This window comes from Pseudomonas sp. MN1F, from assembly GCF_009391885.1.
GTDB lineage: Bacteria > Pseudomonadota > Gammaproteobacteria > Pseudomonadales > Pseudomonadaceae > Aquipseudomonas.
The window spans coordinates 1-16,738 of sequence record NZ_VZII01000058.1 but is presented as its reverse complement, the minus strand read 5'-3'; the positions used below and the strand labels follow the sequence as shown (position 1 = coordinate 16,738).

Genomic DNA, 16,738 nt, shown 5'->3' with positions numbered 1-16,738 from the left:
CATGTCCCAGACCATCGACACCACCCTGCTGATCATCGGCGGCGGGCCTGGCGGCTACGTCGCCGCCATCCGCGCCGGGCAACTGGGCATCCCCACCGTGCTGGTCGAAGGCCAGGCGCTGGGCGGCACCTGCCTGAACATCGGCTGCATCCCGTCCAAGGCGCTGATCCATGTGGCCGAACAGTTCCACCAGACCGCACGCTTCGCCGGGCAGTCGCCACTGGGCATCAGCGTCGACACCCCGCGCCTGGACATCGGCCAGAGCGTGGCCTGGAAGGACGGCATCGTCGACCGCCTGACCACCGGCGTTGGCGCCTTGCTGAAGAAGCACGGGGTCAAGGTCATCCACGGCTGGGCGAAGGTCCTCGACGGCAAACAGGTCGAGGTCGACGGCCAGCGCATCCAGTGCGAACACCTGCTGCTGGCCACCGGTTCGAGCAGCGTCGAACTGCCGATGCTGCCGCTCGGCGGGCCGGTCATTTCCTCCACCGAAGCCCTGGCGCCCAAGGCCCTGCCCAAGCACCTGGTAGTGGTGGGCGGCGGTTACATCGGCCTGGAACTGGGCATCGCCTACCGCAAGCTGGGTGCGCAGGTCAGCGTGGTGGAAGCGCGCGAGCGCATTCTGCCGACCTATGACAGCGAACTGACCGCGCCCGTGGCCGAATCGCTGAAGAAGCTGGGCATCGCCCTGCACCTAGGCCACAGCGTTGAAGGCTACGAGAACGGCTGCCTGCTGGCCAACGATGGCCAGGGTGGGCAGCTGCGCCTGGAAGCCGACCGGGTGCTGGTGGCCGTGGGCCGCCGGCCTCGCACCACCGGCTTCAACCTGGAATGCCTGGACCTGAAGATGAACGGCGCCGCCATTGCCATTGACGAGCGCTGCCAGACCAGCATGCGCAATGTCTGGGCCATCGGTGACGTGGCGGGCGAACCGATGCTTGCCCACCGCGCCATGGCGCAGGGCGAGATGGTGGCCGAAATCATCGCTGGCAAGAGCCGACGCTTCGAACCCGCGGCGATTGCCGCCGTGTGCTTCACCGACCCGGAGGTCGTGGTCGCTGGCAAGACGCCGGAGCAAGCCAGCCAGCAAGGGCTGGACTGCATCGTCGCGCAGTTCCCGTTCGCCGCCAATGGCCGGGCCATGAGCCTGGAATCGAAAAGCGGTTTCGTGCGGGTGGTGGCGCGGCGGGACAACCACCTGATCGTGGGCTGGCAGGCGGTGGGCGTGGCGGTATCGGAACTGTCCACGGCGTTTGCCCAGTCGCTGGAGATGGGCGCACGGCTGGAAGATGTGGCGGGCACCATCCACGCTCACCCAACGCTGGGCGAGGCGGTGCAGGAGGCGGCACTGCGCGCGCTGGGCCACGCACTGCATATCTGACACTGAAGCGGCCAAGGCCGACTTGACCCGCTGCGCCTCAGGCGCCGCGGGTCTTTTTTCGTTCGGTGCTATGCCACGTCAGACGCGGAAGTAACCCACCGACGAATCGAACGGCAGGCGCTTGAGCTCGACCTTGTTCAGGTCCAGCACGTCACGCAGCGCCTGGGTCTCGCCCGGGAAGTTGCGGTAGGCCACTTCGTCCAGCACCACGATCGCACCCTTGGGCATGTATGGCAGGAAGGTTTCCAGCGCCACCTTGGTCGATTTGTACAGGTCGGTGTCGAGAATCAGCATCGCCACCACCAGGTCCGGACGGGTCTTGACGAAGGCCGGTACGGTTTCCAGGATATCGCCCTTGACGATCTCGCAGCGCGGGATGCGGTTGACCGGACGGATCAGGTCGTTGGCATCGATCATGTCCTGGATCAGCGTCTCGTCGGTGTCGGAGAACATGCTTTCGTTGATGTCGGCTGGGTCCTGCTCGGCATCGATGCTGGCAAAGCCGCCGAAGGTATCGAAACCGATGATCGAACGGTTGATCGCATAAGGCTCGAGAATCATCGACAGCTGCATGTACAGCATCAACGAGTTGCCTTTGTACACACCGCACTCGACGATGGCGCCGGGAATGTCCTGGACCATCTTGAACAGTTCGATGCGCGACAGCGCAGCGGTCACGGCGATACGGTTGGCGAACAGGAACGGTGCATCAGCCACGTATTGGGCATCGACACGGCTCAGCACGCTGGCGCGCTTTTCGTTGTACTCGACCTCGGCAGCGGTCAGACGACGCTTGGTCATGGGTTAACTCCCTGGAATTGCGAAAAGTCGCTGGCATTGAAAAAGTCTTTGAAGCCGGCCTCTGCGTCCAAACAACCGTTGTCGACGTTCGGCGCGCCGCGCTTGTGCAGCAAGTCTTGCAGGTGGATCAGGCGGAAGTCCACGCTGAAGCGCACCTTGTCGGTAAAGTTGGCCACGGTGCCGTGCAGGTGGGCACCGGAGAAGATCAGCATCTCGCCACTGTTGGCCGCCACGCGCAGCTCGGCGCTGGTGTCGATGTCTTCCAGCGGCACCGGGTGCACCCGGGTCTCCTCGGTGATGTTCTGCGAGGCCTTGTGCCGCTGCACGTTGATCCAGTCGTTCAGGCTCCACTGGGCCGAACTGTTCTGCACCGGCCGCTCGAAATACGCCGGGTTGATCATCATGGTCTGTTCCGGCTCGATGCTGTACACCGGCATCCAGGTGTTCACCTGGCTTTCGACGCTGCCATACCAGGTATCACGGTGCGGTTTGTAGGCATAGCTCACGCCCGCATGCAGGTAGTCGTAGTTCGGTACCACGCGCACCCGCGGCACGTCGAAGATGTAGTCTTTCGGGTCGGCGCCGATCTCGCGGATGAAATCGCGGATCAGTGCCTTGGCCTCCGGGCCATTGGTGAACTGGCGCTTGAGCGCGGTGACGCGCTCGACGAAGGTCTCCACCGGCATCATCTTGTGCAGCGACTGGTGCTCGGTTTCGCCTTCGAATGCGGCGGTGATGCTCTGCCGGGCCAGGGCGCACAGTTGATGTGCGTTGCCAAGGCCGGTCTCGAGGAAGATGTCGCCCTTGAACAGCGCGCCCCGGTAGTCCGGCTTGTTTTTCACCTGGTTGACATAAAGATTCATACTTGCCCCTTCAGAACTCGTTCAGCCCCATGCGACTTGGTGATCGGCATGCCGGCAGGAAACTTTAAAGCCCGCGCGTACCGACGATCAGAATCCCTCGCCTGCAACGGCATACACGTCACGCACCTGCTCCACGCTGGGGAAGTTTTCGGTGATCAGGCCGCGCTGCATGCTCTTCTGCTGGGTGAACGGGTACTCGCGTTCGATGAACGTCGGTTCGCTGGCATTTTCATAGCGCCCGCTGATGGAAATCCGCAGTCGATCATCGCCTTCGCGAGAAGACCGATGAATGGTGAAGTTCGACATCAAGCAAACGCCACCCTTGCCGACACAGACAGGAACGAAGTCATCTTCCTTGAAGTGCTTTTGGTCGACCCGCAGCACATGCTGTTGCTGGTCGCCGCTAAGCAGGCCCAGCAGATGACTGCCGGGCATCACTTCCATGGTGAACAACTGCGGATCGATGTCCATGAACGGGATCCAGGTGGTGATGGTGTCCAGGCTGCCCTGCACCGAGGTCCAGTCCTGGTGCACGTCGAAGCCCTGGTAGCCCCCCGGGATCACCAGCTTCTTCGACATCAGGTGCAATACAGGAGTGGTCTGGAACAACGGGGTGACAATACCCAGGTCGGCAGCCGCGTCGCGCAGGCGCTCGGCGGTCATCAACCGGTAGACACCATACAGTTTGGAGCACATGCGCAGCGTTGCCAGGTAGAGCGCGACATTCGCGCCCAGCAATACGGCCATGTTGCAGTGCAGGGCTTCGACGAGCGGGCCATCGGCGACAGGCAGCGCCAGGCGCTCAAGCTGCTGGGCGAAGGCCAGGTTGAAGTGGGCAAGGGTTTCATCCAGATGCAGCGGGTCGAAAATATCCTCGGCGACCAGGTAACCCTGCTCCCGGTAAAAGCGGATTTGATTTCGGTCAAGAATTTTTCCCATCGGCCCGGTGCCCTTTTTAGTTACGCCAGCGGAGGTGCTATCGTGGGCGGCAGTATACACAGCGTACCTTTGGCTCGGCTTGACCTGACTCAGCCTCGAACCTCCTGGATGCCATGATGCAAAAAGTTGTCATTTTCGGGGTGCTGGACACCGCCCAACTGGCGCACTACTACCTGAAGAAAGACCCTTCGGTGCAGGTGGTCGGTTTTACCGTGAACGAGCGCTACCTGCCCGAGTCGAGAATGTTCGAAGGGCTGCCGGTGGTGCCGTTCGAAACCCTTCAGGACTACTTCCCAAGCAGCGGCTACAGGCTGTTCGCGCCCATGACCGGGCGCAGGATGAACCGCCTGCGTGAGTCGGTGTACCTGCAGGGCAAGGAAAAGGGCTATGACTTCATTTCCTATGTCAGCCCGCATGCCACGGTGAACGATAACGTCATCGGCGAAAACTGCTTCATTCTCGAAGACAACACGCTGCAGCCGTTCACCACCATCGGCAACAACGTGGTGCTGTGGAGCGGCAACCATATCGGCCACCATGGCGAAATTCGCGACCATGTGTTCTTCGCCTCCCACGTGGTGCTGTCCGGGCATTGCCTGGTCGAGCCCTACGTCTGGGTCGGCGTCAATGCCACCATTACCAACAATTGCACCCTCGGCGAAGGTACCTGCGTCGCCATGGGTGCGCTGATTTCGAAAGATACTCAACCTTGGCAGCTCTATGTCGGCGCCCCCGCGCGCGCCGTGAAAAGCAGCCAGGAACTGGATTTTTAGGTAGAGCATGGCCTGGAAAAAACTCGGCAGAACCTTCGACCCCGACCACGACTGGGTCGGCTCCCACGCCCAGGTGCCCACCGCGCTGGTGCTGGACGATGTGATTCGGGTGTTCATCTCCACCCGTGACAGCGCCGGCAAGAGCCTGTGCTACGCGGTAGACCTGGACAAACACGACCCGCGCATCGTCGTCGCCCGCCACCGCGAGCCGTGCCTGGGCTTCGGCGCCCCCGGCACCTTCGACGACGAAGGCGTGATGCCCAGCTACGCGGTGAAGAAAGACGGCCGCACCTACCTGTACTACAGCGGCTGGAACCAGCGGCTGACCGTCCCCTACCACAATGCCATGGGCGTGGCGGTCTCGGACGATGACGGCCTGCACTTCGAGAAACTGTTCGAAGGCCCGATCATGGACCGCACCGCCACCGAGCCCTACCTGGCCGTGACGCCCACCGTGCTGTTCGATGAAGGCCTGTGGAAGATGTGGTACGTCTCCGGCACCCGCTGGCTGGAGGTGGATGGCAAGTACGAGCCGTTGTACGTGATCAAGTACGCCGAATCCCGGGATGGCTTCGAATACACCCGCTTCCCGCAGCAATGCCTGCCATCGCGTTTCGACACCGAAGCGTTTTCCCGCCCTTGCGTGATCAAGGAAAACGGGGTCTACAAGATGTGGTACTGCTCGCGTGCATCGCAAGACTACCGCAACGGCGCCGGCGCCTACCGTATCCGCTACGCCGAGTCGCCCGACGGCCGCGCCTGGACCCGCCATGACGATGAGGGCATCGCCCCGTCGGCCGAAGGCTGGGACTCGCTGATGACCTGCTATCCGTTCATCTTCCAGAGCAACGGGCATACCTACATGCTGTACAACGGCAACCGATTCGGGACCAGCGGCTTCGGCCTGGCCCAGTGGAGTGATGATGAGTAACGAACAACTGCAAGACGACGTCTACAAACTCGAATCCACCGCATCGGACCTGCAGTACGCCTTCCGTGACAAGTTGCGCGACCTGTACCTGAACAGCCCGCTGTCGGACGATGACGTGCTGTTCAACCTCGGCCTGTATACCCGCAGCTCGGTGTTGGTGAAGTTCATCGTCTTGAGCGACCTGTACAAGCGCTTCAAGCATATCCCCGGCATGATCTGCGAATTCGGTACCTGGTACGGCCACAACCTGGTGTTGCTGGAAAACCTGCGGGCCATGTACGAGCCGTTCAACAAGCAGCGCAAGATCGTCGGTTTCGACACCTTCGAAGGCTATTCCGCGCCGGGCGACAAGGACCGCAAGGAAAGCGGCGTGTGGGTTGAAAACTCATACTCGACCAAGGCCAGCTACAAGGACTACCTGAACGAACTGCTGCAGGTACATGAAGGCAACAACGTGCTCGGGCACAAGCGCGGTGTGCATCAGCTGGTAGCAGGTGACGTCTGCCAGACCGCACCGGAATTCTTCAAGACCAATGGCTCGGCCATCGTCGCCTTCGCCTACTTCGACATGGGCCTGTACGAGCCAACCCTGGCGGCACTCAAGGCGATCAAGGCGCATTTGGTCAGCGGCAGCGTGCTGCTGATGGATGAACTGACCTGGGCCGAATCGCCAGGCGAGGCGCTGGCCTTCAAGGAAGTGTTCAGCCCTGCCGAATACACCCTGGAAAAATGCGAGCTGTATCCTTCCAAATGCATCGTCACAATCAGGTAAGGCAGCGATGATTTCCACCGAGGCGTTCGACCTGCGCATGGCGGAACAGGGTTGGGTGATTTTCGAGAACGCCATCCCCCGGGCCATCGTCGAGCAGATGCGCGAAGACATTCACAAGGCCTATGCCATCTGCCGCGACTACCAGGTGAAGAACGGCATCGATCAGGACACCAGCTACACGGTGCACCACCTGATCGGGCAGTTCGACAGCTTTCTCGAGTGCCTGAAGGCTTACCCGATCTATGCCTTCATCGAGCGCTATTTCGCCGGCCAGTTCATCCTCAACTCCTATGGCGGTGCCATCAATACCCGCGCCAGCCAGTCTTACGCCCAGCGCGTTCACCGGGATATCCGCTCTTATTCCGGGGACATGCCGCTGCTGCTGAACACGTTGGTGATGCTCGACGACTTCACCGCCGACAATGGTGCGACCTGGATGCTGTCCGGCTCGCACAAGGCCGAAGCCAAGCCGACCGACGACTATTTCAAGGCACATGCCGAACAGGCAATCGCCCCGGCCGGCAGCATCCTGATGTTCAACTCCAATGTCTGGCATGCTGGCGGCAGCAACGTGACCGATCAGGTACGCCGCTCGGTCACGCCGATGTTCTCCAAGCCATTCATGAAGCAGCAATTCGATTACCCGCGCGCCCTGGGTTATGACCTGGGGCCTGAGCTGGACCCGATGATGCGCCAGGTCATCGGCTACAACGCACGGGTACCCGCAACCCTGGACGAGTGGTACCAGCCACCGGCCAGGCGCATGTACCACTCCAACCAGGGTTAACCATGTCACGCGACCTGAACACCGAGTACCAGGACACGGAAAACCGCCTGTACGCCTATGATTTCGACTACATCCACCGCGACTACATGATCAAGGCGCTGAGCGGGCAGTTTCGCCCGGGCAATGCCCTGGAAATGGGTTGCTACCACGGTGAGTTCACCCGCAAGCTGCTGCAGGTCTTCGATGATGTGACGGTGCTCGAAGGTGCCTCCGACCTGATCGAGATCGCCCGCCGCAACGTGGCCGATACACGGGCAACCTTCATCCTCGGGCAGTTCGAGGACGCCAACCTTGAGCGGCATTTCGACAACATCTTCCTGATTCACACCCTCGAACACCTCAGCGAGCCACTGCCGGTGCTGCAGAAAGTCCGTGAGTGGCTGGCGCCAGGTGGCCGGTTGTTCATTGTCGTGCCCAACGCCAATGCGGCGTCACGGCAAATTGCAGTAGGCATGGGGCTGATCGACTTCAACGCAGCGGTTACCGAGGGCGAGCGCAAGCATGGCCACCGCTGTACCTACAGCCTCGACACGCTGGAGCACGAAGCGTTGCAGGCCGGCTTTCAGGTAACCCAGCGTGGCGGCATCCTGTTCAAGCCAATGGCCAACTTCCAGTTCGATGCCGCCTTGCGCGCCGGCATCATCGACCAGGCGTTCTTCGACGGCTGCTACAAGATGGGCATGAAGTACCCCGACCTCACCGCGAGCGTCTACGTCGTCTGCGAGGCCTGAACCTCAGAGGTAATCGTAGGCCGCCAGGTGCGGCCCGACACCCTCGGCGCCGACTTCCATCAGGGCGTCGATGATCGACAGGTAGGGGGTGAAGCCTTCGCCGCGCTGTTGATAGGGCAGCGGGCGCATGCCGATGAAGCGCAGCTCGATGCCGGCTTCGGCGAACGCAGCTGGCTCGTACAGCGAACGCCCACCCTGGGCGTTAATGTAGCGGGTCGCGCCTTCCTGGCGGCAGATGTCCACAATCCGCTCCTGAGCCGCGAGCTGGGCGTTGCCATAGCCCTCGCTGCTACTGACGATCTGCACCTTCTGGCCCATGAAGCCAGCCAGCACCTGAATCTGATGAGTCAGAAAACCCGCCAGGTTGGTGTCCTGATGCGTCAGGATACGCTCGACGACAGGGAACACCTGATCGAAACAGGGCGCCTTGCGGTAGGCCATCTCCACACAGCGCAGCATGCGCCGCTGCCACTGGGCAGCGGGGGCAATGTCGATCTGGTTGATCTTGCGGTTCTGCGAGGCCTGCAACAACGGCAAGGTAATCAGGCCCGGCGCCTTGTTGATCAGGATGCGGTTGCGGTTTACCCAGCCGCGGACGATGTAGTTCACATCGTCGTAGACCACGAAGCGGTCTGCGGCCTGCAACAGTTGCCAGTAGCCAATGTAGGGGAACAGGTAAGGCTGCATGACCGCCACTGTGCTCATGCAGCGGCCCCGGCGATCAGGCCGATGATGAAGTCGACGGTGGCATTGTCGAGGTCAGGATAGATCGGCAGGCAGATCACCTGCTCCACCACCTGATGCGCCACCGGCAGGTTGGCCGGGCTGGCCGACGGATACTCGCGGTACATCGGCAGGCCGCTGATCAGTGGCTGGAAATACCGCCGGCCGTGGATGTTGTGGGCTGCCAGGTGGGCGAACAGCGCGTCGCGGCCGAGCCCGAACTCGGGCCCCACCAGTATCGGGAAGTACGCATGGTTGGCGACCGCCTCGCCCACCCCGCTAATGCAGCGGATGCCAGCAATGCCGGCAAGGCCGGCACGGTAACGCTGGTCGATGCGCCGGCGTTTCTCCAGTGCTTGGTCCAGGCCTTGCAGTTGCAGCAGGCCGAACGCCGCATGAATTTCGCTGAGTTTGCCATTGGTGCCGGTCAGCTCCACGGTGGTGCCGTCGGCAGACAGGCCGAAGTTCTTCAACTGGTCGATGCGCCGTTTGCTCGCCGCGTCGCGACAGACAATGGCGCCGCCCTCGAAAGTGCTGAACACCTTGGTCGCATGGAAACTCAGGGTCGCCAGGTCGCCATGACGCAGCAGGCTACCGCCGGCATCCTGTGCGCCGAAGGCATGGGCAGCGTCGTAGATCACCTGCAGGCCGTGGCGCTCGGCGATCGCGCGTATCGCTTCGACATCACACGGGTGGCCGTAGCAATGTACCGGCAGGATCGCCGTGGTCTTCTCGGTGATGGCCGCTTCGATGCGCGCCGGGTCGAGGTTAAGGGTGTGCGGATCGATATCGACGAACACCGGCGTCAGGTTGTTCCACAGCAATGAATGCGCAGTGGCGACGAAGGAGTACGGCGTGGTGATCACCTCGCCGCTGAGCCCGGCCGCCTGCAGCGCGGTGATCAATGCCTGGGTGCCATTGCAGAACAGCGAAATGTGTTCGACGCCCAGGTACGCGCACAGCGCCGCCTCGAGCCGCTGGTGCATGGTGCCGCCATTGGTCAGCATGCGGCTGTCCCAGATTTCCTGCAGGTAGGGCAGGAACGCGTCCAGCTCAGGCAGCGCTGGCTGGGTCACGTAAACCGCTTGCCGGTCGCTGGCTGGCAATGCTTGCGCGGACGCTGCCGATGGCTGCTCCCATGTCGTACGGGCTTGGGCATGCTTGGCCATGTCTAGATTGCCTTGTCGAACTCATGCCGCGCCCAGAAGTCGCGCATGATCGCCCAGCAGCGCCGGGATTCACCTTGGGCAGCGGCGCCATAAAGCACCTGGCACTGCTCGCCGTGGATGCGGAAACTGCTCAGCGGCTGAATCAGGTAGACCGTGTTGCCGCGCAGGGCGAGGTTGAGGAAGATCGCCACGTCCGAGGCCCAGGCAATGGGTTGCTGGTCGACCGACATGAAGTCAGGGGTAATGCCCAGCATGTCGGCGCGACGGAACATCACCGTGCTTGGTTCGCCGACGAAGTTGATCTGCGACTGCATCAGCGCGGTGCCCAGCGACAGGCCTTCAATCAGCGAATCATCCGCCACCGGGGCCTGGGTCGCAGCGATATCGGCCAGTGGTTCACCGTACTGGTCGATGCGCTGGCGCTTGGAGGTCACCAGGGTAACGTCCGGGTAGCGGCGGAAGCTGTCGAGCATCCGCTCCACGCACTCGAGGTCCAGCAGGTCGTCGTCGTTGAGGAACTTGACGAACTCGCCCCGCGCTTCGTTCAGGCAGAGCACGTGGTTCAGGCGGCCGATGTCCTTGCCGGCATCCGGGTTGCGCACATAACGCACACGCGGGTCGTGCTGGCTCAGGTCGGCGCATATCCGTTCGATTTCATCGGTCGGGCAGTCGTCGCACACCAGGATTTCCAGGTTGCGGTAGGTCTGGTTCAGCGCGCTGCCCAAGGCGTCGTACAGGTGCTCGGTCTTGTAGGTCGGCATGACGATGCTGACCAGTGGCTGCGCATCCGCCGCCAGCTGGCGCGGCGTCTTGCGGAACTCCAGCACCAGTTGCCCCGGCATGGGAGCGTCCAACCCGCTCAGTTGCGGATCGCTGCTGGCGCCCGCTTCGGTGATGGCCACCGGTTCCAGGCCGACCATCGTGCAGATCCGCGTCAGCTCTTCGGCGTCGAAGGTCCAGGCGTGCTGGCGGATACCCATGTTCAGCCATTCGCCACGACCGATGCCCGGGGCCTCGGGGTGGCCGCGGTTGCTCAGGTAATCGTCGATCAACGCTTCGAGGTCAGTGCAGACCAGGCGGATTACCCCACCCGGTTGCAGCGCCCGGCGGCATTCATGCAGCAGGCGGATAGCCTGGTTGCGCCCCAGCCGCTGGAGAAAATGGGCGCTGTAGATTCCTGCCAGCGTACCGTGTTCCCACGGCAATGCCTGACCCGGCGCCCACTGCACGTCAGCGCCCACGGCATCCAGGTCGATATTGATAAAACCCTGGCGTGGGTGATCGGCGCAACCTAGATTCAAGTAGATGGGGGGCATGGTGCTCGCTTCGAAGGGATCATCGGGACGTACTGCAGCAACCGCTGTATCGGCCGCAATCTTCCAGGCATGACTGTGAATTTTAGAAGACGTCAGCATGCCGCAGGCATGATCGCCAAATCCCCTTCACGGCACAAGGCCGCCCCTACGGACGGGCGCAAGGCAACGATTCACTCGGCAATAGCATTTTTCCCCGAGCCCTTTGCCCGGTACAAGGCCTGGTCGGCCCGGGCCAGCAGATCCTCCTGGCCCTCTCCTGCCTGCCACTGCACCACGCCATAGCTCATGGTCAGGCGGCAATCGCCCACCGGCTCCATGCGCTCCATCACCCGGCGCAACTGCCCCGCCAGCTCCAGTGCCTCGCCCAGCGTGGTCTGCGGCAGCACCATGACGAACTCGTCGCCGCCCCAGCGCGCCAGCAAGTCAAGTTCACGCAGGCTGGTGCTCAGGTTCTCGACCACCCGGATCAACGCCGCATCGCCACGAGCGTGGCCATAGCGGTCATTGATCGGTTTGAAATCATCCAGGTCCATGGCAATCAGCGCCAGCGGCTGGCGGAAGCGCTTGGCCCGTTCGCACTCCTGCTGCAAGGTCTTCTCCAGCTGGTAGCGATTGGCTATGCGCGTGAGCGCGTCGCGTTCGGCGAGGATGCGGTTCTCGTCAAGCTGGCGCTGCAGCTGCTGGTTGACCCACGACAGCTCGCGGGTGCGCTCGGCCACCTGGGCTTCCAGCGAATGATTCTTCTGCTCCAGCTGCTCGACCAGGCGCTTGCCCGCATCGATATTGCGGTGCGCACCGAGCATGCGCGCCACCGAGCCGTCTTCGTTGCGGTCGATGATATGGCCGCTGTCCTCGACCCACAGGTAACTGCCATCGTGGCAGCGGCAGCGGTACTCGATGAGATAGCGCTCGTTGCGCTGGCTGATGTAGGCCTCGAAGTGCGCCATCACCCGTGGGTAGTCCTCGGGGTGGATCACGCTTTCCCAGGTCAGTACGGTGTTGGCCATGGAATGGCTTTCGTAGCCGAGCATGGCGTACCAGCCCGGATTGCGGTAGACGTAGCCGGTATTGGCATTCCAATCCCAGATACCATCGCTGATCAAGCCGAACAACGTGGCCAACTGCTGTTCACTGAAGCCGGCAGCTGCCGGCATTGCTTCCTGACTCATGGACGCTCTCCCTGGTGTCCAGCAACTGCGCCCCGATGAAGGTGCTGCCGACAGTGCTTGTGTTTGCCGCAGGCGGCAACGTGCTTGCTCTGACAGGCAAGCATATGCCTGGCGGCCGACGACCGGAATAGCCCCAACGTCCTATTTTTGTGGCCTGCACGGCTGGCACAGGCTTCGCTATGAACCGCCACGCGTGGGTTATTTCGGAAATCTGCGTTGTTACCCAGCCCGGCGGGTTTTACCCTGAGCGGGCCTGATGAATGTTCAAGGAACCCACATGCACTATAAAAGCGCGATGCACGCATTCACCGAGGGTGTCCGCGCAGTTCTGCCACTCACCACCGGCATGCTGCCGTTCGGCCTGATTACCGGGGTTACGGCCATCGGCGTGGGCATGTCGCCGCTCGACGCGATGGGCATGACCCTGCTGTTCTATTCCGGCTCCGCGCAGATGGTGGTGCTGCAGCTGATGCAGAGCGGCGCGTTACCGCTGACCATGGTGGTCACCGCGTTGGTGATCAACCTGCGCTTCCTGATGTACAGCGCAGCCCTGGCCCCGCACCTGAGCGATCTGCCACGGCGCAAGACCTGGCCATTGTCCTTCCTGCTTTCCGACCAGTCGTTCGCCCTGTGCAGCCTGAAATTCGGCGCCGGCGGCCTCGGTCGATTTGCCTTTCCCTACTACCTGGGCACCGCCTTGCCGATGTGGTTCGGCTGGAACCTGGCGGTGCTGGCCGGCGTGTACCTGGGGGCCGGCATTCCGGAGTCCTGGTCGCTGGGCTTTGCCATTCCACTGTCGTTCCTGGCGCTGCTGGTGCCGAGCATTCGTAACCCGGCGATGCTGGGCGCAGCGGTGGTTGGCGGCGCGCTGGCCGTGCTGGCACACGACCTGCCCTACAACCTTGGCTTGCTGGTCGCCTCGCTGGGCGGCGTGGTCAGCGGGCTGAGCATCGAACAGCTGCGCAAGGGCGCACGCGTGACAGCGGAGGCGCCATGATAGACCTGAACCCCTGGATCACCTTCGCCCTGATTGGCCTGGGCACCTTTGCGATACGGCTGTCGTTCATCGAGTTCTACGGTGCATTGCGCATTCCGCCGCTGTTGCGCCGTGCGCTGGTCTACGTGCCGGCCAGTGTATTGGCCGCGCTGGTGCTGCCGGCCGTGGTGTTCAAGGCCGGCCAGCCTGGGGTCGACTGGAGCAACCCGCAGATACCGGCCGCGATTGTCGCCGGGCTGGTCGCCTGGCGCTCGCGCAGTACGCTGCTGACCCTCGCGGTTGGCATGGGGGTGTTGTGGGGGTTGCAGTATTGGGGGTTCTAGCGGTCGGGCACCACACTGAAGCGGTTGCGCCCACTGCGCTTGGCCTGGTACATGGCCTTGTCGGCCAGCGCCAAGGCGTCCTCGGCAGTTTGCGGATCATGCCCGGAATGGTTGAGGTAGACACCGATACTGGCGCCAACGGCCACTTCAACACCCTCCACCGCAATCGGCGCCGACAGCTCATCACACAGCTTGCGCGCGATATCCCGGGCTGACGCCTGGTTGGCCACGGCCTGGGCGATGACCACAAACTCGTCACCGGCCAGCCTGGCCACCGTGTCGTCCGCACGCATGATCGCCAGCATGCGCCCCGCAGCAACCTGCAGCACGGCATCGCCCACCTCGTGGCCATGCTGGTCGTTGACTTGCTTGAAGCCATCCAGGTCGATGAAGAACAAGGCAAACGCAGCCCGCTGCTGCAGGGCGCAATCCAACTCTCCATACAACGCCGCGCGGTTGGGCAGCCCGGTCAGCGGGTCGAGCGTGGCCTGGTCGAGCAGGGTCTTTTCCTTGCGCTTGCGTTCGGTCACATCCAGCGACATGACGAAAAAGCCCTCCACCTTGCCGTTGCGGATATCAGGCACATAGGAGGCGTGCCAGATCCGCGTGTCATCGGGGCTGTAACGCACGTTGTCAGCCTCCACCCGCTCGCCAGCCAACGCCTTGTGGAAGCAAGGCAGCAGCTGCTGGTACACGTCCGCCGGCAGCACATCCTGCACCTTGCGGCCTTTGAGCTGGATCGGCTCGACGCCGAAGACCTGCCGGTACACGGCATTATTGAAGCGGTATTCGAGGTTGGTGCCGATCTGCGCGATCAGCACCGGGATATTGTCGGCAATGGCCTGCAGGGTTTCCTGGCTGCGTGCCAGCTCTTCGGTGCGCTGCGCCACCTGCTGCTCCAGGGTCGCCTGGTAGCGCTGCAGTTGCTGCTGGCGGCGCTTGCGTTCGCTGATATCGCGCACGAACACGACCAGTTGCTCGGTAACACCGCGCGCATTGCGCAGCGCCGACACGCTCAACTCGCTCCACAGCGCGCCATTGCCGGGGGTGACCAGCCGTACTTCGATGACCAGCGAATCCTGCTCACCGGCAACGATTCGCTGCCAAGGCTCGTCCAGTTTGGCCAGGTCCTGCGGGTCGATCAGCTCGCCCAGCCGGGTCAGCACCAGCCACTCCTTGGCCCTGCCCAGCAACTGGCAAAATTCCCGGTTGGGCTCGAGGATACGCCCGTCAAGAGCCACCAGCGCCTTGCTCGTCGGGCTACTGTCGAACACCCGGTGAAAACGCGCCTCGGAAGACACCAATGCGCCCTGCTCCGCCTGCTGCACCGCGCTGCCCGAGTCGATGGCCAGGCTGCGGTGCAGCATCTCGCGCTCGACGATTCGCGCCAGGTCGCGCAGGTGCGCCAACTCGGTTTCCGACACCTGGCGGGGCCGGCTGTCCAGCACACACAAGGTGCCCACGGTCAGCTCGCCGGCAAAGCGTAGCGGCACACCGGCATAGAAGCGGATGCGCGGCCCAGCGGTCACCAGCGGGTTGTCCTCGAAACGCGGATCGGCGCTGGCATCCGGGATCACCAGGATGTCTTCGGCATGCAGGGCATGGGCACAGAACGCCATATCGCGCGTGGTCTCGGCCACATCGATGCCCTGGCGCGACTTGAACCACTGGCGATTCATGTCGACCAGCGACACCAGGGCCATGGGCACATCGAGCAGCACGCTGGCCAACCGGGTGATGCGGTCGAAGGTTTCCTCGGCTGGGGTATCGAGAATGTTCAGGCTCTCGAGGAAACACAGGCGGGCTGCCTCGTTGAGAGGCGACGGGGCAATTTGCATGACAACGCGCTCGATAAAAATCCTGACCCGCAAACGATAGCGCTGCAACGCTCAAGCGCAAGCCTTTCATCTCTTCTATCGAATCGCTCAAGCCGTATAATCGCGTTTTTTTGTAAGCCTAAGACGTATTTTCATGAAGAAACTGCTTTGCGCCGTCGCCCTCGCCTTCGCCGCCATCCCCGCTGCCTTCGCCACCCCACCCGCCACCTTCACCGAAGCCAAGGTGGTTGCCAAACAGAAGATCTACCTTGACCAGGGCAACAGCGCCATGGGCGAGTTGTACTGTGGCTGCAAGTGGACCTGGGTCGGCAAGTCCGGCGGCCGGGCCGACCTGAAATCCTGTGGTTACGAAACCCGCAAGCTGCAGACCCGCGCCGAGCGTACCGAGTGGGAGCACATCGTCCCGGCCTGGACCTTCGGCCACCAGCGCCAGTGCTGGCAGAACGGCGGGCGTGAACAATGCGTGGATACCGACCCGACTTTCCGTTCGATGGAAGCCGACCTGTTCAACCTCTACCCGTCCGTGGGCGAAGTTAACGGTGACCGCAGCAACTTCAACTACGGCATGGTTTCTGGCGGTGCCCCGCAGTACGGCCAGTGCGCTACCAAGATCGACTTCCAGCAGAAAACCGCCGAGCCACGCGACGAGGTCAAGGGGCTGGTGGCACGCACCACGTTCTACATGTTCGATCGCTACAAGCTGAGCATGTCGCGCCAGCAGCAGCAGGTGCTGATGGCCTGGGACAAGCAGCATCCGGTGACGGCCTGGGAGAAGCAGCGTGACCAGCGCATTGCCGCGATCATGGGGCACAACAACCCGTTCGTGACCGGCGAGCGCAAGTGGGCGCTGGGGTATACGCCGCAGGGTGCTGCCGCGGTGCCGACGACGGCGGTGAAAGAGACGGCCAAGCCGACGCTGGCCAGTACTGCGGCGAGCGGTGCGGTGGTCGGTAACCGCAATAGCCATGTGTATCATTTGGCCAGCGGTTGCCCAGGGTACAGCCAGGTTTCGCAGAAGAACCAGGTGGCGTTTGGCAGTGAGGCCGAGGCGTTGGCGGCGGGGTATCGCAAGGCGGGGAATTGCAAGTAAGGGTGTGAGAGGGTATGAGGGCTTGCAGGTGTACGCCTTTACATCTTCTGCGGCTGTGAGATCGAGCGCCGCCCGCGCGGCGCATCGCGAGCAAGCTCGCTCCTACATTTGTTGCAACGTGGCCATGCCTGTGAG

17 protein-coding genes are annotated in these 16,738 nt (G+C 62.6%); 9 read left to right on the top strand and 8 right to left on the bottom strand.

All coding sequences use genetic code 11. From position 1 onward, the window contains the following. The first annotated feature begins 1 nt into the window (after position 1). On the top strand, positions 2-1,381 hold the full coding sequence (lpdA, locus tag F6X59_RS25045) for a dihydrolipoyl dehydrogenase (protein WP_152958804.1): 1,380 nt from the start codon (positions 2-4) through the stop codon (positions 1,379-1,381). A gap of 78 nt (positions 1,382-1,459) precedes the next feature. Here the strand turns inward: lpdA and F6X59_RS25040 are convergent, their stop codons facing one another. From F6X59_RS25040 to F6X59_RS25030, 3 genes are all read right to left on the bottom strand, one after another. Further along, a complete protein-coding gene (locus tag F6X59_RS25040; RefSeq protein WP_152958803.1) occupies positions 1,460-2,182 on the bottom strand; it encodes a TylF/MycF/NovP-related O-methyltransferase in 723 nt (240 codons plus the stop codon). Beyond that, positions 2,179-3,045, bottom strand: a complete 867-nt coding sequence (locus F6X59_RS25035; RefSeq protein WP_152958802.1) for a hypothetical protein — start codon at positions 3,043-3,045, stop codon at positions 2,179-2,181. Before F6X59_RS25035 ends, F6X59_RS25040 begins: the two co-directional genes overlap by 4 nt. A gap of 87 nt (positions 3,046-3,132) precedes the next feature. Next, positions 3,133-3,984 carry a phytanoyl-CoA dioxygenase family protein gene (locus F6X59_RS25030; protein WP_152958801.1) on the bottom strand — a complete coding sequence of 284 codons (852 nt, stop codon included), beginning with the start codon at positions 3,982-3,984 and terminating at the stop codon, positions 3,133-3,135. Between the two features lie 116 nt (positions 3,985-4,100). Between F6X59_RS25030 and F6X59_RS25025 the strand changes: the two genes are divergently transcribed. The 5 genes from F6X59_RS25025 to F6X59_RS25005 are packed head-to-tail and all read left to right on the top strand — an operon-like array spanning position 4,101 to position 7,978. Further along, positions 4,101-4,757, top strand: coding sequence for an acetyltransferase (locus F6X59_RS25025; protein WP_152958800.1), 657 nt, complete (start codon positions 4,101-4,103; stop codon positions 4,755-4,757). Between the two features lie 7 nt (positions 4,758-4,764). Continuing rightward, positions 4,765-5,688, top strand: a complete 924-nt coding sequence (locus F6X59_RS25020) for a hypothetical protein (RefSeq protein WP_152958799.1) — start codon at positions 4,765-4,767, stop codon at positions 5,686-5,688. Continuing rightward, positions 5,681-6,460: a class I SAM-dependent methyltransferase gene (locus F6X59_RS25015; RefSeq protein WP_152958798.1), complete on the top strand. Its 780-nt coding sequence runs from the start codon at positions 5,681-5,683 to the stop codon at positions 6,458-6,460. The genes F6X59_RS25020 and F6X59_RS25015 overlap by 8 nt, the downstream gene beginning before the upstream one ends. Positions 6,461-6,467: 7 nt before the next feature. After that, positions 6,468-7,247 (top strand): phytanoyl-CoA dioxygenase family protein, encoded by a 780-nt coding sequence (locus F6X59_RS25010; RefSeq protein ID WP_152958797.1) that lies wholly within the window; start codon positions 6,468-6,470, stop codon positions 7,245-7,247. A gap of 2 nt (positions 7,248-7,249) precedes the next feature. Next, on the top strand, positions 7,250-7,978 hold the full coding sequence (locus F6X59_RS25005) for a bifunctional 2-polyprenyl-6-hydroxyphenol methylase/3-demethylubiquinol 3-O-methyltransferase UbiG (protein WP_152958796.1): 729 nt from the start codon (positions 7,250-7,252) through the stop codon (positions 7,976-7,978). Positions 7,979-7,981: 3 nt separating this feature from the next. Here F6X59_RS25005 and F6X59_RS25000 read toward each other — a convergent pair whose 3' ends face one another. From F6X59_RS25000 to F6X59_RS24985, 4 genes are all read right to left on the bottom strand, one after another. Further along, a complete protein-coding gene (locus F6X59_RS25000) occupies positions 7,982-8,683 on the bottom strand; it encodes a WbqC family protein (RefSeq protein ID WP_152958795.1) in 702 nt (233 codons plus the stop codon). Then, positions 8,680-9,870 (bottom strand): DegT/DnrJ/EryC1/StrS aminotransferase family protein, encoded by a 1,191-nt coding sequence (locus F6X59_RS24995; protein ID WP_256669415.1) that lies wholly within the window; start codon positions 9,868-9,870, stop codon positions 8,680-8,682. The genes F6X59_RS25000 and F6X59_RS24995 overlap by 4 nt, the downstream gene beginning before the upstream one ends. Before the next feature lie 2 nt (positions 9,871-9,872). Continuing rightward, on the bottom strand, positions 9,873-11,186 hold the full coding sequence (locus F6X59_RS24990; RefSeq protein ID WP_256669414.1) for a glycosyltransferase: 1,314 nt from the start codon (positions 11,184-11,186) through the stop codon (positions 9,873-9,875). A 170-nt stretch (positions 11,187-11,356) separates the two neighbouring features. Continuing rightward, positions 11,357-12,355, bottom strand: coding sequence for a sensor domain-containing diguanylate cyclase (locus F6X59_RS24985; protein WP_152958794.1), 999 nt, complete (start codon positions 12,353-12,355; stop codon positions 11,357-11,359). A gap of 277 nt (positions 12,356-12,632) precedes the next feature. On the opposite strand from F6X59_RS24985, the gene F6X59_RS24980 reads away from it, so the two are divergent. Beyond that, positions 12,633-13,352 (top strand): AzlC family ABC transporter permease, encoded by a 720-nt coding sequence (locus tag F6X59_RS24980; protein ID WP_152958793.1) that lies wholly within the window; start codon positions 12,633-12,635, stop codon positions 13,350-13,352. Beyond that, entirely contained in the window at positions 13,349-13,675 is a 327-nt protein-coding gene (locus tag F6X59_RS24975) for an AzlD domain-containing protein (protein WP_152958792.1), read from the top strand. The genes F6X59_RS24980 and F6X59_RS24975 overlap by 4 nt, the downstream gene beginning before the upstream one ends. Here the strand turns inward: F6X59_RS24975 and F6X59_RS24970 are convergent. Beyond that, entirely contained in the window at positions 13,672-15,513 is a 1,842-nt protein-coding gene (locus F6X59_RS24970; RefSeq protein WP_152958791.1) for a diguanylate cyclase domain-containing protein, read from the bottom strand. The two genes, F6X59_RS24975 and F6X59_RS24970, sit on opposite strands and share 4 nt — an antisense overlap. A gap of 133 nt (positions 15,514-15,646) precedes the next feature. Here F6X59_RS24970 and F6X59_RS24965 point away from each other — a divergent pair, with 133 nt between their 5' ends. After that, entirely contained in the window at positions 15,647-16,603 is a 957-nt protein-coding gene (locus F6X59_RS24965) for an endonuclease (protein WP_152958790.1), read from the top strand. Positions 16,604-16,738: the final 135 nt, after the last annotated feature.